This is a genomic window from Snodgrassella sp. W6238H11 (assembly GCF_016100525.1).
In the GTDB taxonomy this organism is placed as follows: domain Bacteria; phylum Pseudomonadota; class Gammaproteobacteria; order Burkholderiales; family Neisseriaceae; genus Snodgrassella; species Snodgrassella alvi.
The window spans coordinates 370,038-391,493 of the sequence record NZ_JACFSH010000002.1; the positions used below are offsets into that span (position 1 = coordinate 370,038).

Below are 21,456 nucleotides of genomic sequence, written 5' to 3' on the forward strand. Positions count from 1 at the left end.
TAAAGCGTAGTATTCAGGCTGAATAAACATTACTGTATTAAAGTATGATTGAAAAATTAAATAGAATTAATTCGATGATTAATGATATTTAAAAAAAGTCTGAAATCCGATATTTTAAAAGCAGATTTTTTATATTCACTGTTTATACTCAATACAAATATTAAGAATATTAAGAATATTAAGAATGATTGCTAATGATATACAAAATGATGACTATTTTTGTTATTGGTATCAGCATTTAGGTTTATCTGTATTTTATAAATACAATAAATTGAGAATATTTTAAAAGCAACCTTGTAAAAGGAATAATAAGTATATGGAAACAAAAAAATCAGATAAATTTTTAAGTACTCTGGAAGCGGCTCAAAAAGGAGATGCGGATGCCCAATTTAACCTGGGTGCTATGTATGAGAACGGAGAAGAAACAGAGCAAAATTATGCAGAGGCATATAAATACTATAGGCTGGCTGCTGAACAGGGAAACATTGGAGCACAAGTCAATTTAGGTTTATTTTATAGCGAGGGTTATGGAGTAGAGCAGAATTATGAAAAGGCAGCTGAATATTATGCAGCTGCAGCTGCACAGGGAGATGCTATTGCTCAGTATAATTTAGGTCTATTGTATGAAAATGGTGATGGTGTAGAACAGGATTATGCAAAAGCATTTGAATGTTATGCAGCTGCGGCTAAGCAGGGAGATGCTATTGCTCAGTATAACTTAGGTGATTTGTATTATTTCGGTAAAGGCACAGAACAGAATTACACTAAAAGCTTTGAGTATTGTCAGTTGGCTGCGCAACAGGGTGACAGTGATGCTCAATTTACTCTGGGTATCATGTATGAGAAAGGTAAGGGAACAGAGCAAAATTATGCAGAAGCATATAAATACTATAAGCTGGCTGCCAAGCAGGGAAATAGTGATGCACAAGTTAATTTAGGTATTTTATATGAAAACGGTGATGGTGTAGAACAGAATTATGCAAAAGCATTTGAGTGTTATCAGGCTGCCGCTGAGCAAGGAAATCCTATCGCTCAATATTATGCAGGTAGTATGTATTATTATGGTAAAGGTGTAGAACAAAGCTTCATTAAAAGTCTTGAATATTATAAGCCAGCTGCGGAACAGGGAAATAGTGATGCCCAATTTACTCTGGGTATCATGTATGAGAAGGGTAAGGGAACAGAGCAAAATTATGCAGAAGCATATAAATACTTTAAGCTGGCTGCTGAACAAGGAAATATTAGGGCACAAATCAATTTAGGCACTTTGTATTATGAGGGTAAGGGTGTAGAACAGAATTATGCAAAAGCAATTAAGTATTATCGATTAGCTGTGCAACAAGGTGATAGTGATGTGCAATTTCATCTGGGTAATATGTACAGAGATGGAGAGGGGACAGCACAAGATTATACTGAAGCATATAAATACTATAGACTGGCTGCTGAACAGGGAAATATTGATGCACAAATTAATTTAGGTATTTTATATAAGTATGGTTTTGGTGTAGAACAGGATTATGCAAAAGCATTTGAGTATATTGCAGCAGCTGCTGAGCATGGAAATGCCACTGGACAGTGTAATTTAGGTGATTTGTATTATTTCGGTAAAGGTGTAGAACAGAATTACATTAAAAGTATTAAATATTATAAATTAGCTGCGCAACAGGGTAATAGCGATGCCCAAAATAAACTGGGTGTTATATATGAATGTGGACGGGGAATAGAACAAGATTTTGCAGAAGCATACAAATATTATAAGTTTGCAGCAGAACAGGGAAATATTGATGCACAAGTTAATTTAGGTGATTTGTATTATTTCGGTAAAGGTAGAGAACAGAATTACGCTAAAAGCTTTGAATATTTTCAGTTAGCTGCGCAACAAGGCAATAGCGATGCACAATTTTCTCTGGGTCTTATGTATGCAAAAGGAGAAGGAAAGGAGCAAAATTATACAGAGGCATGTAAATATTATAAGCTGGCTGCGGAACAGGGAAATAGTGATGCACAAATTAATTTAGGTATTTTATATGAAAACGGTAATGGTGTAGAAAAGAATTATAAAAAAGCATTTAGGTATTATCTGGCTGCCGCTGAGCAAGGAAATCCTATCGCTCAATATTATGCAGGTAGTATGTACTATTATGGTAGAGGTGTAGAACAAAGCTATATTAAAAGTATTGAATATTATAAGCTAGCTGCGGAACAGGGAGATAGTGATGCACAATTTTCTCTTGGTCTTATGTATGAGGATGGAGAAGGAACGGAGCAAAATTATACAAAGGCATATAAATACTATAAGCTGGCAGCAGAACAAGGACACTCTGGAGCTCAGCATAATCTGGAGCTTATGCAAGAAAATGGTTTTGGAATAAAGAAATAAAAGTATTTTCAGAAAATTTATAAAAAAGTAGTACAAAAATCTTTGATGATGTCTGAATGCTACATAACTTTTTTATTATTGATCTCTATGATTGAGGTTATTTATATTTGCAGATAAAAATATTCTGAAAAAGTTTAAAAGCTTACTGTAAAAGGAATAATAAGAAGATGGAAACTAAAAAATCAGATAAATTTTTAAGTACTCTGGAAGCGGCTCGAAAGGGGAATGCGGATGCACAATTTGCTCTGGGTGTTATGTATGAGGATGGAGAAGGAACAGAGCAAAATTATGTAGAAGCATATAAATACTATAGATTGGCTGCCGAACAGGGAAATATCGATGCACAATTCAATTTAGGTTTATTGTATAGCGAGGGCTATGGCGTAGAGCAGAATTATGAAAAGGCAGCTGAATATTATGCGGCTGCAGCTGCACAGGGGGATGCTTCCGCTCAATGTAATCTGGGTATATTGTATAGTGATGGTTATGGTATAGAGCAGAATTATGAAAAGGCAGCTAAGTATTATTCAGCTGCAGCTGCACAGGGAAATGCAAATGCTCAGAGTAATTTAGGTATATTGTATGAAGATGGTTATGGTGTAGAGCAGAATTATGAAAAGGCAGCTGAGTATTATTTGGCTGCAGCTGCACAGGGAGTTGATATTGCCCAAAGTAAATTAGGATTTTTATATTACAACGGCTATGGTGTAGAGCAAAATTATGAAAAGGCGGTTGAGTATTATTCAGCTGCAGCTGCGCAAGGAGATGTTACTGCCCAGTATAACTTAGCTAATTTATATTACTATGGAAAAGGCGTAGAACAAAATTATACTAAAAGTATTGAATACTATCAGTTAGCAGCGCAACAGGGTAATAGTAAGGCACAATTTACTTTAGGATATATTTATAAAACTGGTGAAGGTGTTGCTCAGGATTATGCGGAGGCATATAAATATTATAAGCTGGCTGCAGAACAGGGAAATAGTGATGCACAAATTAATTTAGGTATTTTATATGAAAACGGTGATGGTGTAGAACAGAATTATGCAAAAGCATTTGAGTATTATCTGGCTGCCGCTGAGCAAGGGAATCCTATTGCTCAATATTATGCGGGTAGTATGTATTATTATGGTAAAGGTGTAGAACAAAGCTTCATTAAAAGTCTTGAATATTATAAGCCAGCTGCGGAACAAGGAAATAGTGATGCACAATTTGCTCTGGGTTTTATGTATATAAATGGTGAAGGAGCAGAGCAAAATTATGCAGAGGCATATGAGTACTTTAATCTGGCGGCAGAACAAGGACACTCTGGAGCTCAGCATAATCTGGAGCTTATGCAAGAAAATGGTTTTGGAATAAAGAAATAGAAGTATTTTCAGAAAATTTATAAAAGAAGTAGTACAAAAATTTTTGATGATGTCTGAATGCTACATAACTTTTTTATTATTGATCTCTGTGATTGAGGTTATTTATATTTGCAGATAAAAATATTCTGAAAAATTTAAAAGCTTACTGTAAAAGGGATAATAAGAAGATGGAAACAAAAAGTTCAGATAATTTTTTATGTGTTCTGGAAGCGGCAAAAAAAGGAGATGTTAATGCCCAATTTACTATTGGATTAATGTATTACAAGGGTGCAGGCGTTGAGCAGAATTATATTAATGCTTTTAACTATTTTAAGTTAGCATCTGAACAAGGTGATAGTGGTGCTCAATATAATTTAGGCGTGATGTATTACTATGGAGAAGGAGTAAAACAGGATTTTACAAAGGCATTTTATTATTGCCGGTTATCTGCTGAACAAGGGAATGAAGATGCTTTGCTCAGTCTGGCAAACATGTATGAAAAAGGTAATAGTCTTCAGCAGGATTATGATAAAGCTATATATTATTATCAGCTAGCCTCTGATAGAGGAAATATAAATGCACAGTTTCATTTAGGATATGTTTACTATAATGGTATAGGGGTAGAACAAAATTTTGCGCAGGCATTTAAGTATTATCAACTGGCTGCTAAACAAGGACATGCCGATGCTCTGACTAATCTGGGTATGATGTATAGCGAAGGTTCAGGCGTCAAACAGAATCACAAGCAAGCCTTAAAGTATTTTCATCTTGCAGCATTAAAGAACAGTCCGGAATCACTATTTAATCTTGGTGCATATTACAGATATGGCTATGGTGGTATTGAACAAAATAATACCGAAGCTATTAAATATTATAAATTAGCGGCTGATCAGGGTAATGCAATTGCACAATATAATCTGGGTGTAATTTATGAGTTTGGTCAGATTGTCCCGGCTGATTATTCTAAATCAGTTAAATATTATAAACTGGCAGCCAAAAAAGGGTATTCTTACGCTATCTATAATTTAGGGCTGATGTTGTTTAATGGTAAGGGTATTGAACAAGATTATCAGAGAGCTGCTCAGTGTTATCGTCTTGCTGCTAAAAAGGGATTGGCAGCTGCACAATATAATATGGGATTAATGTATTTCAAAGGTACAGAGATAGAACAGAATTATGAAGAGGCTGTCAAATATTTTCAATTAGCGGCAGATCAGGGAAAAATTGGTGCTCAGGCTCATTTGGGGTATTTGTATCGTGAGGGAGAGGGTGTTAAACAAGATTATATAAAATCATTAAAATACTACCAATTGGCTGCCGACCAGGGAGATTCGTTCTCACAAAATAGCTTAGCTAATATGTATGAGAATGGTGAAGGAGTGAAACAGGACTTTGCAAAAGCAGCCAAATATTATCAGCTGGCGGCTAAACAGGAAAATGCAGATGCTCAGTATAATCTGGCCTATATGTTTTTGAATGGTACCGGTGTCAAACAAAATAAACGGATAGCTAAAGAATTATTCGGTAAGAGCTGTAAAAATGGTAATCAGGAAGCATGTGAAATATACAATCAATTGAAATAAAACCATATTGGTTATCATGGATATTATTTTTTCATTTTAAAACTATGAATGCTGAAATTTTTTAACAGTAGATTTTAATAAGTAGTCACTGTTATTTAAATTTTATATCATGAAATTTAATACTATTGATAATATTTCTCTGTTTATGATTATGAAATAATTTTGCTTTTCTAAAGCAGATTCTTGTTTTATGTCTATAATCACCCATATTAGTTTATTACCTGAATTATTCAGGCTGATCATGAATTTTTTATGTTAAATTAGGGTGTTATGAATAAACAAGCAGTGCAGGAGGCGGAGTTTGCTCCTCGCCTGGTAGTTTGGCAGCGTCAGCATGGCCGGCATGGTCTGCCATGGCAGTGTCGTGAACCATATAAGGTATGGTTATCGGAAATTATGTTGCAGCAAACGCAGGTGTCCACGGTACTTGATTATTATCCGCGCTTTCTGACTGCATTTCCTGATGTCCGGGTACTGGCGGCGGCTGATGAAGATGAAGTGCTGGGTTTGTGGCAAGGGCTGGGCTACTACAGTCGTGCACGCAATTTGCATAAGGCTGCCATGCAAGTTATATCTGAATTTTCAGGAAATTTTCCACACAGTCGTGTGGAATTACAATCTTTATGTGGTGTAGGTCGTAGTACGGCAGCAGCGATTGCTGCATTTTGCTTTGATGCACGCGAAACCATTCTGGATGGTAATGTAAAGCGGGTATTGTGCCGGGTTTTTGCTCTGGACGGTGATATTGCGAATAAAACTTTTGAAGATCAGCTCTGGCGCAAAGCAGAAGCTTTGCTGCCACTTAATGCAGCAGATATGCCGGCTTATATTCAGGGGTTGATGGATTTGGGAGCAACGGTATGTAAGCGCAGTAAGCCAATATGCTGTTCATGTCCGATGAACGATCTGTGTCAGGCATATGCCCAGAACCGTATTGCTGAATTACCGCGTAAGAAAAAAGCTGTAAGTGTAAAAAATTTATCGTTATATTGGCTGGTTTTACATAACTGCGATGGTGCGATATTTTTACATAAACGTCCTGCCAAAGGAATATGGGGTGGTTTATGGTGTGTACCATGTGCAGACAGTCTGGATGATTTGTATAAACTTGCTGCAAAGTTTGGTTGTACTGCTGAAGATTTAACTGAAGGTATTGAATTCAGTCATCGTTTAACTCATCGTCAATTGTATATTCTGCCTTTTGTTGCCCAGATAAATACCGGGCAGGATGCTGCATCTTGTGCAATAACTGGTGAATGGGTATCAGCCAATAATCTGAATGCATATGGTATCCCTAAACCGTTATATGATTATCTGAACGTAAAACAGAGCAGTCTTTTTTAATTTGATTATTATGTTAATAGCATATTTTTAACCGCTATTTTGCTGCGTATATTTATTTTTAAATTTGTCTGTTTTATGTGCGTATTATTGTTATTAATATTATATATTGTGAATAATATTGTTTTTTGTTTTGTATAGCGTAAATATAATTGACGCTGACATCACAAATATGTATAAACGCTATCTTGCTGAAATATTGCTGTCTTTCAGATGTTCTAGTTATTCAGACAGAATAAAGAAGGGAAGGCTGTTATTTCAGTAAGGTGTGCTTAATTCTTTGTATTAAGTATCTGATTATTTAACCGGGAATAAAACAATGGAAGAAGATTCGAGTCGACCGTTTATTTTATTAAAACAACAACTGCAACAAGGCCGTTGATGTTTCTTGGTTAACAGTATCTGCCGACCGGGAAACATCATGGTCGGTGAGGTACTGTTTATGAAAAAATTCAAAAAAATCATTTCTCAACCAGTAGTAATCAAGGCTGTGCTGGAGTCCCGCAATAGTCTTGACCGTACGCTGTCTAATTTACAGACCAGTTTAAATGGTCTGACTGAGCAGGATGTTAAAGAAAGACTGATCAGTTTTGGCAATAATGATGTAGTGCACGATAAAGCACCATCAGTCTGGCTGCAATTATTACTAGCCTTTAAAAATCCGTTTATTTTTGTTTTACTGGCGCTGGCTTTGGTAAGCTTTTTCACTGATTATCTGATTCCTTTGCATAATGGCGAAGAAACCAGTGTGAGCGGTATTACAATAATTCTGGTAATGGTTCTGCTCAGTGGTGTACTCAGTTTCTGGCAGGAATATCGTTCCAATAAGGCTGCACAGGCGCTGAAATCCATGATCAGCACCACTGCTACAGTAGTGCGCCGCAGTCATAGAGATATCAATGCAGAACAGCTTGAAGTACCGATTAAAGAAGTAGTACCGGGAGATATTATTTTGTTATCTGCCGGCGATATGGTACCGGCTGATGTGCGTCTGATTGAATCACGTGATTTGTTTATCAGTCAGGCCGTACTGACCGGTGAGTCTATTCCGGTAGAGAAATCTGATACTCTTGGCATGAATAGCTCGCTAGCTATTGAAGAGCAGCCATTATCAGCTGATCCGCTGGATGCAGAAAACATCTGCTTTATGGGTACTAATATTGTCAGTGGTACGGCTAAAGCTGTGGTTGTGGCAACAGGAAATGATACCTATTTTGGCTCTCTGGCCAAATCCATTGTCGGTACACGCAGCCAGACTGCGTTTGATCGCGGTGTAAACAGTGTAAGCCATCTGCTGATTCGTTTTATGCTGGTTCTGGTACCGGTGGTGTTGCTGATTAATGGCTTCACTAAGGGAGACTGGGGTGATGCTGCCCTGTTTGCACTTGCTGTTGCTGTCGGGCTGACTCCTGAGATGCTGCCCATGATTGTCAGTGCCAATCTGGCTAAAGGTGCTATGGCCATGGCACGGCGTAAGGTAGTGGTAAAACGCCTGAGTGCTATTCAGAATTTCGGTTCAATGGATATTTTATGTACAGATAAAACCGGTACATTAACTCAGGATAAAATTATTCTTGAGCATTACACGAATATTCATGGCAATAATGATAGTGAAGTTTTGCAACTGGCCTGGTTAAACAGTTCCTATCAGAGCGGTATGAAAAATCTGATGGATAAAGCCATTGTGCGTTTTGCACAGGAGCCTGAAAACAGGGCGGGTATCAGCGATGGTGGTTATCATAAAATTGATGAATTACCGTTTGATTTTATTCGCCGGCGTTTATCTGTGGTTTTACAGGATGAAGAACAGCGCCATGTGCTGATTTGTAAGGGCGCAGTGGAAGAAATGCTGTCTATTTCCAGCCGTGTTTATGAGCACGGAGAATATTTGCCATTAGATGCAGCGCGGCGGGAACAATTGCTGGCTTTAGCTGAAAGCTATAATAAGGAAGGCTTTCGGGTACTGGCGATTGGTAAAAAATACATTACTGCTGAAGCACAGAAAGCACAATATGCAGTTGCTGATGAAACTGAGCTTACTCTGTTCGGCTTTCTGACATTTCTTGATCCGCCGAAAGACAGTGCTGCACAGGCTATTGCTGCGCTGAGTGAAAATGGTGTGGCCGTTAAGGTTTTAACTGGTGATAATGCGATTGTTACCCGTAAGATTTGTTATGAAGTAGGAATTGAAGCCGGACAGCCTTTACTAGGTAGTGAAATTGAGGCTCTAAGTGATGAGGAACTGAAACCTCTGCTGGAAAAACACACTGTATTTGCTAAACTTACACCATTACAGAAATCACGCATTATTCGTCTGCTTCAGGAAAACGGACATACAGTCGGTTTTCTTGGTGACGGTATCAATGATGCTCCGGCTCTGCGCGATGCCGATGTCGGTATTTCTGTGGATACGGCTACTGATATTGCCAAAGAATCGGCTGATATTATTCTGCTGGAAAAAAGTCTGATGGTATTGGAAGAGGGCGTAATCAAAGGACGTGAAACTTTTGGCAATATTATTAAATATCTGAATATGACTGCCAGCTCTAATTTTGGCAATGTGTTTTCTGTATTGTTTGCCAGTGCGTTCCTGCCATTTCTGCCTATGCTGGCTATTCAGTTACTGATTCAGAATCTTCTGTATGATTTTTCTCAGCTATCACTGCCATGGGATAAAATGGATGAGGAATTTTTGCGTAAACCGCGTAAATGGGATGTATCCAATATCAGCCGTTTTATGCTGTTTATCGGTCCTATTTCCTCTATATTTGATATCAGTACTTTTGCGCTGATGTGGTTTGTGTTCCATGCTAATGCGCCAGAAGTGCAGAATCTGTTTCATTCCGGCTGGTTTGTAGAAGGTTTATTGTCACAGACTCTGGTAGTACATATGCTGCGTACCCGCAGAATACCGTTTGTACAAAGTACTGCTGCTTTACCGGTATTGCTGATGACAGGGTTAATTATGGCTATTGGTATTTATATTCCGTTTTCGCCGATTAGCAGCTGGATCGGGCTGGTAACGCTGCCATGGCAATATTTCCCCTGGCTGGTACTGACACTGGGTTGTTACTGTATTGTGACTCAGATAGTGAAACGCTGGTATATTCGCCGTTTCGGACAATGGTTCTGAATATTATGTAAAAAAGCGAGTTGAGTACTCGCTTTTTTCAGGTCTGAATCAGACAGGGACAAGCTAAATACTGATTTTATTGCCTGAATACTTTTATCAAAATGAGTATTAAGAACTGACTGTTTTAAGATTGAATCTGATTATTTTTCAGTTTGCTTTATGACTGATATTTATAGTATTTTAAATCATATTGAAGTTATTATATTCATAAAAGGGAAATAAATGGCATTTACTGAAACTGAAAAAGCGGCTTTGCTTACTGTAAAAGGGGTAGGAGAAAAGGTAATTATGCGTCTGGAGCAGATGGGTATTGATTCATTGGATAAGCTTGCCCTTGCAAACCCGCAGGATATCACTGAGCAGGCAGCCAGTCTGGTTGGCAGCAGCTGCTGGAAAAATAGTCCGCAAGCCAAAGCAGCTGTCACTATGGCAGTAGATTTTGCGCGCGGAAAAATTCAGAAATGAGTAAATCTGTATAGTTTAGAGCAATTAACTACTGTATGTCTGATAAAAATATATTATTTATTAACAACAATTTATCAGGTTAGTTTTTACTATTATTTAATTTACAGCACTAAGATCGCACGAAAGTCATTGATATTGGTTAATGTCGGGGTTGTCACCAGTAGTTGTCCGGTTGTGCTAAAAAAATCATATGCATTATGATTATTCAGCATGTCTTGTGCTGATATTCCGGCCTGTTCAGCACGGAGTAATGTATCAGGTGTTAGCCATGCTCCGGCATTATCTTCGCTGCCATCAATACCATCCGTATCGGCTGCCAGTGCATAAATATTGTTTGCTCCATTCAGAGCAATAGCCAGTGCTAGTAAAAATTCAGTGTTACGACCGCCGCGTCCTTGTTGCCGGTTCAGGGTAACAGTGGTTTCTCCACCGCTGAGAATCAGCAAAGGTTTACTGCGCTGATGCCGGTTTTGCTGAAACAGAGCGATTCCGGCCATCACCTGAGCCACTTCCCGTGCTTCGCCACCTATACGGTCTCCCAGATACAGTACTTCAATTTCCTGATTGATTGCCCAATTTTGCACGGCAGTAAATACCTGATCAGGGTTAATAATTATGTGAGCACTGCTGTTTGGAAGATTTTTAGGTGTTTCTGCATCAGCTTTGTTTAAATAGGCGATAACACTTGCGGGAAGGTCGATTTGGTATTGATTTACGATATGTTTAATATCAGCCAGCGTGGTAGGGTCGGGCACACCTGCGCCAGAGCCTATGGTACTGATATCATCACCAACTACATCTGAAATAGCCAGGGTGGTGATATGTGCTGGTGCTGCTGCGGCAGCCAGTCGACCGCCTTTGATGCGGGAAAGATGTTTCCGCAGTGTATTCATGGCGTCTATGGGAACACCATTACTAAGTAACTGGCGGTTAATATATTGCTTATCAGCCAGTGTGATGCTGCTAACAGGCAGTGTGGTCAGAGCGGAAGCACCGCCGGAAACGAGATAATATACCTGATCGTGCGGATTTAGTCCGCTAACAGCATTAAGTAAGGCCTGAGCAGCAGCCTGTCCGGCAGTGTCCGGCAGGGGATGACTGGCTTCGAGTACTTTGATGTGCTTTGTAGGGGTAGTGTGTCCGTAGCGGGTAACAACGACACCGGATAATGGCGGATAGTCTTGTGGCCAGATTCTTTCCCATTCAGCCGCCATGGCAGCAGCAGCTTTGCCTGCACCGACAACTATCACTCGTCCGCATGGATTGGTCTGTGGTAACCAGTTACTCATTTTATTCACCGGACTGGCTTCTTCGATAGTATAGCGAAATAATTGCTGTAAAAAGCTGATGGCATTATCGTGGCTGAGCATACTGTTCTCCCCTTAGATTTTTTACTGGATTTTAGCGGTTTTTAGCAGTTTCAAATTTTTCTGCCAGAAAATCAATAAAACTACGCACTTTAGCGCTGAGAAATTCACGATTCATATAGGCTGCATACAGTGTATGGCTTTCCGGACAAGCGATGTGTTCGATGATTTCTAAACGTTTTTGTTGTATATCTTCTCTCACCATCCATTCAGGCAAGTATGCCAGTCCCATATGATTAAGCGCCATCTTGTGTATTAGCAGAGCACTGTTACTGGTACAGGCAGGAATAAGCGGTAAATCAAGATGAACGTATTGTGGTAACAGACCATAATGCTGTTTCAGGTCTGCTACAGTATGTGGCATGCCGTATTTTTGCAGATATTTCGGGCTGGCTACCCATAAAAAATCAATGCGGGTAATGGGTTTAACAATGAGATTGGGTTCAGGGTTATTGGTGACACGTAAAGCAAGATCGATACCCTCTGCAACCAGATCGGTACGCCGGCTGTCCAGGTTGATGGATAAACTTACCTCCGGAAATTGCTGCCGGTATTCTGATAGAATTTCACCAAACTGGCGTGAAGCACACCAGTTAGGAGCGGTAATTTTAAGTAAGCCCTGCGGTTTGACCGTACCAGCCTGTGCAACACGTTTGGCTTCGGTAAGTGTATCCAGTGCTTCTACACAGCGATGATAGTATTCCTGTCCGGCTTCGGTAAGGCTGATGCGACGGCTGGTACGGTTGAGTAGTTTAGCCTGAATGTTTTTTTCCAGATGATGCAGGTGTTTACTGGCCATCGCAGTAGAAATATCCATAAATTCAGCTGCTTTAGTGAAGCTGCCTAACTCTACTACGTAACGGAAAACCCACATGCTTTGTAATGTGTCCATTCTGTTTCTTTTAAGGAAATAATTATTTAATAAAAATGATATCGTTTCTTTTTAGTAAATTCAATACACTATTTTCATGTTTTTTATGAATGAATGGCAGAAATTACTATGTTTGAGATAGATAAGATTCATACTATGGAGGCTGAGTTTGCTTTGGGGTTACTACGTATAGTCGTAGCATTTTTATACATACAGCATGCCACGGCAAAATTTTTATAGCGGCGATTTTCAATGACTGACGGGAATGGATCAATAGTGTTATTTTTGATAATAAGTGTTGCTGGTATGCAGGAATGATTGGGAAGTTTTCTGTTGCCGGCGGTGGTCATTTTTAAGACGGAAAATCGGTTTCAATAATTGCAGATTGTTACTTAAATGGCATTTTAAGCAGATGCCGGTGCTAGCGATAATTTTATGTATCTGCTGAAATAATTATTATAAACCTGGATTTATGTCTGATAAGAGTTATAAAGGTTTAATTGGAATGGATTGGATTTTTAGGAATATATGCCAATTTCATTAGAAAAAAGATTATTTATTTTGTACTGAATTTTTTTATTTAAAACTGATGCTAATATCTTTTTTTAGATTTCCAATAATCCAGAGTTGATTTAGATTTTCGATAATAATAAATTGCAGTAATAATAATCATAAAAGATAAAAATAAATAACAATAAAACTCAAATTTACGGCTATGATTGCCTTTGATATCTGCTACTTTAGGAAAAAATTTACTATAGATAATTTTAATTGTATTACCAGGAGATAAGTGATAATCGCTACGAATATTTGTAATATAAGTTTTATTGTGTTTGTCGGTATATATAACTGTCAGTATATAGACTTCCCCAGTTTTTCTTGAGGAAAAGATAGATTCTTTGGAATCTATTACCGTAGCGAATGTTTCTTCACTGTATCTGGAAAGTATGAAAAGTAATTTTGCATCATATAAAGTTGTACCTATAATCTTAAAGCTAAAAAATATGGCAACCACTAACAAGAGGATTTTTTCTATTTTACTCATAATATAAAGAATAATAATAAATATTTACATATTAAATTAATTAAATAATATAATTTATTTATTTTTACAATTCAAGCAATATATAAAATGTTCAGAGTATTTCAAACCATGTGTCGGTTGTGTGCTCTGAACATCTTTATCAGTGATGACTTAATCAAAACGGCGGATATAACGAATTTCATTCCGGCTGATTCGGTACCTATGCGCACAATATTCTGATAATGGCGATTTTTATAACTGACGAGACTGGATCAATAGCATTTCGATAATTGGTGTTGCTGATATGCTGGAATGATTAGGAAGTTTTCTGTTGCTGACGGGTCTGTTTGTGCGGGCTGAGTGGTTTACTGTTGTTGGTCGTTTTAAGACAGAAAATAGGTTTAAATAATTGCAGATTGTTACTTAATTGGCATTTTCAGTAGACACAGGTGTCAGTAATAAGTTTATGTATCTGCTGAAATAATTATTATAAACCTGGAATTATGTCTGATAAAAGTTAAATTGGAATAGATTGGATTTTTTTCAAGAATATAAGCTAATATCTTTAGAAAAAAGATTATTTATTTTGTATTAAATTTTTACTTAAAGCTTATGCTTATATTTTCTTTTGGATCTCCAAAAATTTGGACTGGATTTGAATTCCTGATACCCTTGAATTGTAAGAATAATAAAAATAAAGCAAATATATAAATTTATATTAAATTTCTTTTTGCGCAAACTGTTGTCTTTGCGATCGGCAACTTGAGGAGAAAATTTATTATAAATAATTGTAATTTTATCGCCAGGCTTCAAGCTATTTTCGGTTTTGATAGTATTTGTAATATAAGTTTTATTATATTTATCAGTAAATTCGGCTGTTACTAAATAATATTCACGATTTCTATAGACATAGGATTCGCTAGTTACTATCGTAGCTAATGTTTCTTCCCCATGTCTGGCAAGTCCGAAAATAATTTTCGCATCGGAGAAAGTTACAGCCATATATAGTGCGGTAAGAACTACAAGGCTGATATAGCAGGATATTATTATTATTTTGTTTATTTTTTTCATAATAAGGAGCTAATAACAGATATTTATATATAAAATTCATTGTACTAATATAATTTATTTATTTTTACAATTCAAGTAGTATATAAAATGTTCAGAGTATTTTAAACCATGTGCCGGTTGTGAACTCTGAACATTTTTATCAGTGATGACTTAATCGAAACGGCGGGTATAGCGGATTTCACCTCCGGCCGATCTGGTACCTATGCACACAATGCTTTGCAGTGCACTGCTAATCTGATAGATGATGCTGATGATCTGGGTCGCACTTTCAATTCCATACAGATAACAGATATAAAGATTATCAGACAGATGTTTGTCGATTGTGATGACCTGTTCTGCAGGATTCATTAGTAAAGCTGCTCTGTCTCTACTAGGTAACCAAAAACCTACACATTTTGTAATGTGTTCATTCTGTTTCTTTAAAGGAAATAATTATTCAGTAAAAAAGATATTGTTTCTCGTTAGTAAATTCAATACACTATTTTTTTATCTAAAACTGATACTAATATCTTTTTTTAAATTTCCAATAATTTGGATTGAATTTAAATTCCTGATAATAATAAATTGCAGCAATGATAATCATAAAGGAGGCGAATAGTTCTGCAGAAAAATTATTTTTACGGTTATGGTTGCCTTTGATATCGGCTACCTGAGGAGAAAATTTATTATAAATAATTGTAATTTTATCGCCAGGATTTAAGTTTTTATAGGTTTTAATATCATTTTTGATATAGGTGTTATTATAGTTGTCGGTGTATTCTACTGTCAGTATATGGAGGACTATCCCACGTCCTTCGTCTTGGGATTTGGTATCTATTACCGTAGCTAATGTTTCTTTTCCGTGTTTGGCAAGCCCGAAAATAAATTTCGCATCGGATAGAGTTAAACCTATAATCGAAACGCTAAAAACTATGGCAGCCACTGACAAGAGTATTTTTTCTATTTTTTCCATAATAAAATTATTATAACAAATATTTACATATAAAATTAATTAAATAATATAATTTATTTATTTTTATAATTAAAGCAATATATAAAATGTTCAGAGTATTTTAAACCATGTGCCGGTTGTATACTCTGAACATTTTTATCAGTGATGATTTAATCAAAACGGTGGGTATAGCGGATTTCACCTCCGGCCGATCCGGTACCTACGCGCACAATGCTTTGCAGTGCACGGCTAATCTGATAGGTAATGCTGACGGTCTGGGTCGCACTTTCAATCCCATACAGATAGCTGATATAAAGATTGTTAGATAGATGTTTACCGATTGTGATGGCCTGTTCTGCAGGATTCATTTCGCCAGTCTGACTATTTCGGGTTTGCTGGCTGGTAAGGCCGATTTCGTCAAGTAAACCAAGCTTGTCATTCAGGCCTCCGGCAAGCCAGGCACTGGCCGCAGCTGCAATGGCGGCTTCGTCACCGGCGCTGCCGCTGCTGGGACGATTGAGTATCAGCCACGATAGTTTGTCTTTTTCACTCATGGCTTCATTGGCTATCAGATTAATACGCGGGCTATCCAGCCGTCCGAGTGCTTCAACACCCGCACCAACCTGTGAATAACGGCGTTTGGCACGTATTTTCAAATTGGGATTATCCATCGGACCTACGAAAGAAATGGTACTCCCTTGCTGAATAACCAGATCCTGTCCGTAAGCTTTATATTGTCCGCGGACAACGTTTACTGTACCTACAATTTGAACTGTGCTGCCCGGATTGGCAGTAGCAGTAAGCTGACCGCCAAGCAGAACGTCAATCCCTTCAGCACTGAAACGGAAAGCATCATTCATGTCTAAATCAAGATTGAGCCGGATCGGTGTAGGACGTTGCTGTTCTGCTGTCTTTTCGCGACCCAGTACGACAACATCGTCATCTAACTGTGGCATTCCTGATTTTTGCATACCAAAGAGACCTTTATCGACTTTTAGTTTGCCGTTCAGAACAATTCCGTGTGCAATAGTATACAGTAGCTGAGTATTTCCGCTTATGGTAAGGCGACGGTTTATCTGATCAAATATATTGTAATGGTCAAAGTGGGCAGTAACGTTAATATCTGGAGTGAGTCTGGTCATATCTACTACGCCACTGAGTTTAATAGTTCCGTCACGGCGCGCAAAACTAAGATTGTCAATTAACCAGCGCCGCCCCTGAAAGTGGCTTTTAAGGTTGCCGTTTTCAAGAATAGTGCCGTTGGCCTGATCTCGGTAGTAAAGGTTATTACCGGTAAGCGTACCATTAAGCAGAGGTTCATTCAGATGTCCGCTGATGCCGGCTTCGGCATGCATATTGCCCTTAAGCTGCATACCAATGGGCAGAAGATTGCGAATAGTGCTCAGATCAGGGCTATCAAGCTTTATACGCCCGCTGATAGGGGCGGTACTGACTTTACCGTTATTGTCAGGAGTAATAACCAGTGTGGCATCTGTAGTTCCATAACGGGTAATACCACTCAGATGATTATTGATATGACCGTTCTGGAATTGTGCATCCAGACGTACATTTTGTAAGCCAAGTTTCTGCTGATGCTGTGGCAGGGTAATGTCACCACCCTGCTGGTATAGTTTAAGATAGCCCTGCATGTGGCGACTGTAACTGAAGTTCCAGTCGCCACCAATGATCATGTTTTGCTCTACGGGTAATTCTATGACGTTATGTAATTCGTGCAAAGCCAGATTGCTGGCTGAACCACGGGTAATCAGACCTTTATCTTTATCCCAGTTCAGATTATTCAGAGTTAAGTTACCGTTCAATGCAGCCCAGCGTGCATTTTGCATGCTGACATGCTCGGTCCCGGCCTCAAGCTGAATAGGATTGAGCAGTTTCAAATTAAGTGCGCCACTTATATCCAGAGCATTAACTCGCCCGCGCCACTGATAATGCTGGTCCAGACCTCCATGCGCATTGAGATTAAAATGGTAAGCTTTGCCATCCAGAGTCAGATTACTGCTACCCTGAAGCTGATGCTGGCTGCCGCGGCCATTGATTTTGATGTCGGTACTGTTAATGATCGTGGGTTTTTCGCTGGTGCTGCCAGCGATGCTAATATGATCTGCATTCAGGTTAACCAGTAATGGCTGATTAATATCAGGTGAACCAACAAGTTTAAAATCCAGCTGATTAATGTTAAGTAGTTGAGCAATTTGCAGGTTGCGTGCCGCACCAGTAAGATTTGCTGTAATTTTTTTGGGTTCTCCAGCGATAAAGCCTTTGGTGCTGAGCAAACCTTTCATGCCTAATCCAAATAATCCCAGATTGGGTGCATTGATATCAAGATTGAGCTTGTCACCTTTTTTACCAAAACTGCCATTGGTAACTATCCGGTTAGGGCCGGCATTGAGGTTAATATTGGCCTGTTCCAGATGCTGATTGCGATAGCGGATGACAGCTTTGCCAGAAAGAGGTGCACCGGAAAGAATGCTGTTATGCCAGAGCATGTCTGCCTGAATGGCAGGTTGTTGTGCCAATTGTCCGTTAACGTTGATATGTCCGTTGATACTGCCTGCCGGAAAATCTGAATTAACTTTGGCGGGATTAAAATTGTTGCTGTTGATGGCCAGCTGGATTGCTTTATTCTGATACAGTGCCAGACTGCCTTTGGCGTTAAAGCTACCCCCGCCATTGGGGGTGATGTTCAGTTTATCGAGTATCAGTGTTTGCTGATGTTTCTGTTCATCAGTAATAATCTGAATCGAACCTTCGCTGTTGCCTTTTTCACTGGACAGAAGCCATTGGGTAATCAGGCCGTTGAAACTGCCGGATACACGAATATGACCATTAAGTGAACCGGGTAGTGGTGTAGCCAGAGCATCGCTGGCGTAAATACGTAATAATTGGCTGTTGATATCGAGTTGTCTGGATGCACTATCGATATTTCCGCGGGTGATGATTTGTCCCTGCTGAAGCAGACGTGTGGTTAATGCCGGTAAGATAAGTTTGCCGTTATTATCGATGTTAATGTCACCTTCAATACTGCGTACAGGTAAACCGCCATGTTTGGCATCGTTGTAGGCCAGTGGCTGTTCATTCCCAAGCTTAATATGTCCGGCAAGCTGACCTTTGCCGTTGTTTACGGGTGCCAGATCTAAATTGAGATTCAAATCGGCAAATGGCAAGTTTGCATTAAAAGCAGCCGGATTAATATGGCGGCTTTGAAGATTCAGGCTGATGATTTTATGATTGAGTTGCAGTGCATACGGTCTGATGATGGCATGGGTACGGAAATGAATATTTCCGCCGTCCAGACGGGCAAATATATCTGGCTGTTGCAGACTGCCTTTGATGAGTGCAGCACTTTCAACCGCAGTTTTATCAAGAGTGCCGCTACCGTTCAGTTGTCCGCTCAGTATAAAGGGTGTCTGAGTAGTAATAGCTGCATTGCCGTGAATGTTTTGCCATGGTGTATTCAGCTCACTGAGAATAAGCTGATGTTTGTGATAGTCAAAAGTGTAGCTGGCCTGGCTGGCAAGTAAAACTGGCGTTTCTTTTTTACCCAGTGTGAATCCACCAAGCTGAATGTTATCAATAATAACTTGTAATGGCAGGCTGATGCTGTTGGGTAGGGTAGGAACGGGCTTGGGTTTGGGTACACTATGGTCTATATAATTAATTTTACCAACATCGAGCAGCCGTACGTGGAAGCGACGTCGCCATAATTCACGATTGTTCCAGTCAAGACGTACTTTATCTATGGATAAGTCAAAATCGCGATGGCTGACGTGAATATCTGTGCCGGAAAACCCGCGCCAGATACTACCAGTCAGATTTTTTGTCTGGATGTGCACACCAAACCATTTCGGGACAGTATGTACACCAAAACGTAGACCGGATTCTGTACCAATCAGCCAGCATAATAGTGCCACAATAATAATAAACAAAGCCAGAAGAGAATACAGACTGGTTTTCAGCCATGATTTCCAGCGTGGTTTACGCGGGGGTACGGAAGGCGGCGTGGCGGGAACTGGTGTTTCGCCTGAGTTGATAGTGGTTTCAGCCATTAGAATTTAGTTCCCAAACTGATAGACCAGCGCCATTTTTCATCATGATGGCCATAGGCTATATCAAAGGCAAACGGGGCAACCGGATTAAACCAGCGTACTCCGAATCCGCTGCCATGACGCCATTGCATGTCGCTGAAGTTTTTCGATACCGAACCGGCATCATGAAAAAGCGCCAGAGAAAAATCCTTATACACTGGAATCTGGTATTCAACACTGGCTACAGCCAGCGTACGGTTAGGTAACACTGAATTATGTGAGCTTTTAATACCGATACTGTCTATTTCATAACCACGTACGCTATTGGCGCCACCGGCACGGAACATCAGCACAGAAGGTACGTTTACTGCATCACCGGTATGTACATAGCCAATCTGGCTGCGTAAAAACCATGTTCCGTATTTTTTATTTTCAGGGGTGAAATAGTAGCCGCCACTAGCTGTAACTCTTTGCATGGATGCTGATGATATCAGTTTACCCAGAGTGGTACCTACCTTACCTTCCAGATAATAACCATTAGCCGGTCGCAGCTGGGTTTCTATGTTCTGCCGCTTCCATGAAGCTGTCACCATGGTGGCATAGCTGTGTCCGAGATCAGGTCCATTTTCAATTTTGCTGCTTTCAGTAACGTATTCAATCCCGATTCGCGAATCAATTCCGTCACGGTCTCGAACCTTCCACATCCCGCTGGATAAGGCGCGGCTTTCCAGATGCTGGACAGTAGAGTAGGTATAGTTAAGATTGCTGGTCCAGTAGTGACCGCGATTGTCACGCGGCTGGCTCAGACCTAAACCGAAAGTAGTCTCATAACGGTCTGTATCCAGCAAGGTTGAGCCGACAAACCCTTTATGAAAAACATTATAGTGGTCATACCCACCACGAAAACCCGGACCGTTTTTGGTGTCATAACGTAAACCAAAGGTCAGCTTCTGGCGGCGCATTTCACTGACTTTCACCAGAACCGGCACCTGATTATTTTCCATATGGTCGAAATCTGCACTGACTACGGCATTACCATAATGGCTGTCCTGTTCCAGTGCCTGCTGATAGTCCAGAAGTTTGTCCAGATCATAGGGAGAACCGGAAGCAAAACCGGCCATACCGGTGACGATTGAAACAGGATATCGTTCATTTCCGCTAACGTGAATATCACCAAAGTATACAGCCTGCTTACTGTCAATTGTGAGGGACAGATCCGCCTTATTTTTTTGCGGATCAATAGCCGCACGGCTGGCGCTAATGGTTGCCAGCGGGTATTTTTTGCGCACAATAGCGCTGAGGACAGAAGATTTACTTGCAGACCAGTTACTCTGAGTAAACGGGTCACCTACAGGCAGCACCCAGTTATCAATAGCAGTTTTGTAATAGTTGGTCAGATTATCATCACTGGTTACATCACCAATCAGAGAAACGTCGACATTTTCAATACGGGTCAGCGGGCCGGGCTTTATATGGATAATGTAACTATTACTTTGTTTCTCCAGATTAACTTCAGCATTAAAGTATCCCTGAGTTTCCAGCATGGTTTGCGTTTGCTGCGGTGCTTCTTCTGCCAGGAAACTGAGCTGCTCATCGTCCAGATCTTCAATCAATTGTTGAGTAATCAGGGGCAGGTGATCATTAATCAGTTTTTTTAAGGATGAATTGTTAATATCTATGGTTACAGGAACTCGAGGACTTTTTGGTGTCTGAGGCTGTTTTTTTTCCTCAGATTCCTGTCCGTGCAGTAATCTGTGCAGCAGGCCGGTTTTGGGTGGCGGAACATCATCATCAGTATCATCACTGTCTGCTGGCAGGCTCACAGCCCACACCATGGAGGTAATGGACGACAGTAACATACTTAAAAACAGCCATTGCAAGCGCTTCTGCGTGAAATATAC

General features: G+C 39.6%; 14 protein-coding genes. 6 read left to right on the forward strand and 8 right to left on the reverse strand.

What is annotated here, in order from left to right:
• The first annotated feature begins 316 nt into the window (after positions 1–316).
• The 6 genes from H3V00_RS05130 (at position 317) to H3V00_RS05155 (ending at position 10,248) form a co-directional block, all read left to right on the forward strand.
• The gene (locus H3V00_RS05130; RefSeq protein ID WP_198231793.1) at positions 317–2,380 is read left to right on the forward strand and encodes an SEL1-like repeat protein; all 2,064 of its coding nucleotides are present in this window, start codon (positions 317–319) and stop codon (positions 2,378–2,380) included.
• 167 nt (positions 2,381–2,547) lie between these two features.
• Complete coding sequence (locus H3V00_RS05135) at positions 2,548–3,747, forward strand: tetratricopeptide repeat protein (RefSeq protein WP_198206888.1); 1,200 nt, start codon at positions 2,548–2,550, stop codon at positions 3,745–3,747.
• Positions 3,748–3,914: 167 nt separating this feature from the next.
• The gene (locus H3V00_RS05140) at positions 3,915–5,309 is read left to right on the forward strand and encodes a tetratricopeptide repeat protein (RefSeq protein WP_198206887.1); all 1,395 of its coding nucleotides are present in this window, start codon (positions 3,915–3,917) and stop codon (positions 5,307–5,309) included.
• Positions 5,310–5,579: 270 nt separating this feature from the next.
• A complete protein-coding gene (gene mutY / locus H3V00_RS05145; RefSeq protein ID WP_198206886.1) occupies positions 5,580–6,653 on the forward strand; it encodes an A/G-specific adenine glycosylase in 1,074 nt (357 codons plus the stop codon).
• Positions 6,654–7,092: 439 nt separating this feature from the next.
• Positions 7,093–9,783, forward strand: coding sequence for a magnesium-translocating P-type ATPase (gene mgtA / locus H3V00_RS05150; RefSeq protein WP_232335928.1), 2,691 nt, complete (start codon positions 7,093–7,095; stop codon positions 9,781–9,783).
• 222 nt (positions 9,784–10,005) lie between these two features.
• Positions 10,006–10,248, forward strand: a complete 243-nt coding sequence (locus tag H3V00_RS05155; RefSeq protein WP_100125874.1) for a helix-hairpin-helix domain-containing protein — start codon at positions 10,006–10,008, stop codon at positions 10,246–10,248.
• 101 nt (positions 10,249–10,349) lie between these two features.
• Here the strand turns inward: H3V00_RS05155 and H3V00_RS05160 are convergent, their stop codons facing one another.
• The 8 genes from H3V00_RS05160 to H3V00_RS05195 form a co-directional block, all read right to left on the reverse strand.
• A complete protein-coding gene (locus H3V00_RS05160) occupies positions 10,350–11,618 on the reverse strand; it encodes a glycerate kinase (protein ID WP_198206884.1) in 1,269 nt (422 codons plus the stop codon).
• Between the two features lie 31 nt (positions 11,619–11,649).
• Positions 11,650–12,507, reverse strand: coding sequence for a LysR family transcriptional regulator (locus H3V00_RS05165; RefSeq protein WP_041880306.1), 858 nt, complete (start codon positions 12,505–12,507; stop codon positions 11,650–11,652).
• 571 nt (positions 12,508–13,078) lie between these two features.
• Positions 13,079–13,531 (reverse strand): hypothetical protein, encoded by a 453-nt coding sequence (locus H3V00_RS05170; RefSeq protein ID WP_084547915.1) that lies wholly within the window; start codon positions 13,529–13,531, stop codon positions 13,079–13,081.
• A gap of 582 nt (positions 13,532–14,113) precedes the next feature.
• Complete coding sequence (locus H3V00_RS05175) at positions 14,114–14,581, reverse strand: DUF3592 domain-containing protein (protein WP_198206883.1); 468 nt, start codon at positions 14,579–14,581, stop codon at positions 14,114–14,116.
• A 150-nt stretch (positions 14,582–14,731) separates the two neighbouring features.
• The gene (locus H3V00_RS05180; protein ID WP_198206882.1) at positions 14,732–14,929 is read right to left on the reverse strand and encodes a hypothetical protein; all 198 of its coding nucleotides are present in this window, start codon (positions 14,927–14,929) and stop codon (positions 14,732–14,734) included.
• A 154-nt stretch (positions 14,930–15,083) separates the two neighbouring features.
• Entirely contained in the window at positions 15,084–15,533 is a 450-nt protein-coding gene (locus H3V00_RS05185; RefSeq protein ID WP_198206881.1) for a DUF3592 domain-containing protein, read from the reverse strand.
• A 149-nt stretch (positions 15,534–15,682) separates the two neighbouring features.
• Positions 15,683–19,576, reverse strand: coding sequence for a translocation/assembly module TamB domain-containing protein (locus tag H3V00_RS05190; RefSeq protein ID WP_198206880.1), 3,894 nt, complete (start codon positions 19,574–19,576; stop codon positions 15,683–15,685).
• Positions 19,576–21,414 carry an autotransporter assembly complex family protein gene (locus tag H3V00_RS05195; protein WP_370570099.1) on the reverse strand — a complete coding sequence of 613 codons (1,839 nt, stop codon included), beginning with the start codon at positions 21,412–21,414 and terminating at the stop codon, positions 19,576–19,578. Before H3V00_RS05195 ends, H3V00_RS05190 begins: the two co-directional genes overlap by 1 nt.
• Positions 21,415–21,456 lie beyond the last annotated feature (42 nt).

What these genes read in the sequence shown, in the direction of transcription:
- H3V00_RS05130 (WP_198231793.1), top strand. Translation starts at nt 317, where the DNA reads ATGGAAACAAAAAAATCAGATAAATTTTTAAGTACTCTGGAAGCGGCT.
- H3V00_RS05135 (WP_198206888.1), top strand. Translation starts at nt 2,548, where the DNA reads ATGGAAACTAAAAAATCAGATAAATTTTTAAGTACTCTGGAAGCGGCT.
- H3V00_RS05140 (WP_198206887.1), top strand. Translation starts at nt 3,915, where the DNA reads ATGGAAACAAAAAGTTCAGATAATTTTTTATGTGTTCTGGAAGCGGCA.
- mutY (WP_198206886.1), top strand. Translation starts at nt 5,580, where the DNA reads ATGAATAAACAAGCAGTGCAGGAGGCGGAGTTTGCTCCTCGCCTGGTA.
- mgtA (WP_232335928.1), top strand. Translation starts at nt 7,093, where the DNA reads ATGAAAAAATTCAAAAAAATCATTTCTCAACCAGTAGTAATCAAGGCT.
- H3V00_RS05155 (WP_100125874.1), top strand. Translation starts at nt 10,006, where the DNA reads ATGGCATTTACTGAAACTGAAAAAGCGGCTTTGCTTACTGTAAAAGGG.
- H3V00_RS05160 (WP_198206884.1), bottom strand. Translation starts at nt 11,618, where the DNA reads ATGCTCAGCCACGATAATGCCATCAGCTTTTTACAGCAATTATTTCGC.
- H3V00_RS05165 (WP_041880306.1), bottom strand. Translation starts at nt 12,507, where the DNA reads ATGGACACATTACAAAGCATGTGGGTTTTCCGTTACGTAGTAGAGTTA.
- H3V00_RS05170 (WP_084547915.1), bottom strand. Translation starts at nt 13,531, where the DNA reads ATGAGTAAAATAGAAAAAATCCTCTTGTTAGTGGTTGCCATATTTTTT.
- H3V00_RS05175 (WP_198206883.1), bottom strand. Translation starts at nt 14,581, where the DNA reads ATGAAAAAAATAAACAAAATAATAATAATATCCTGCTATATCAGCCTT.
- H3V00_RS05180 (WP_198206882.1), bottom strand. Translation starts at nt 14,929, where the DNA reads ATGAATCCTGCAGAACAGGTCATCACAATCGACAAACATCTGTCTGAT.
- H3V00_RS05185 (WP_198206881.1), bottom strand. Translation starts at nt 15,533, where the DNA reads ATGGAAAAAATAGAAAAAATACTCTTGTCAGTGGCTGCCATAGTTTTT.
- H3V00_RS05190 (WP_198206880.1), bottom strand. Translation starts at nt 19,576, where the DNA reads ATGGCTGAAACCACTATCAACTCAGGCGAAACACCAGTTCCCGCCACG.
- H3V00_RS05195 (WP_370570099.1), bottom strand. Translation starts at nt 21,414, where the DNA reads ATGTTACTGTCGTCCATTACCTCCATGGTGTGGGCTGTGAGCCTGCCA.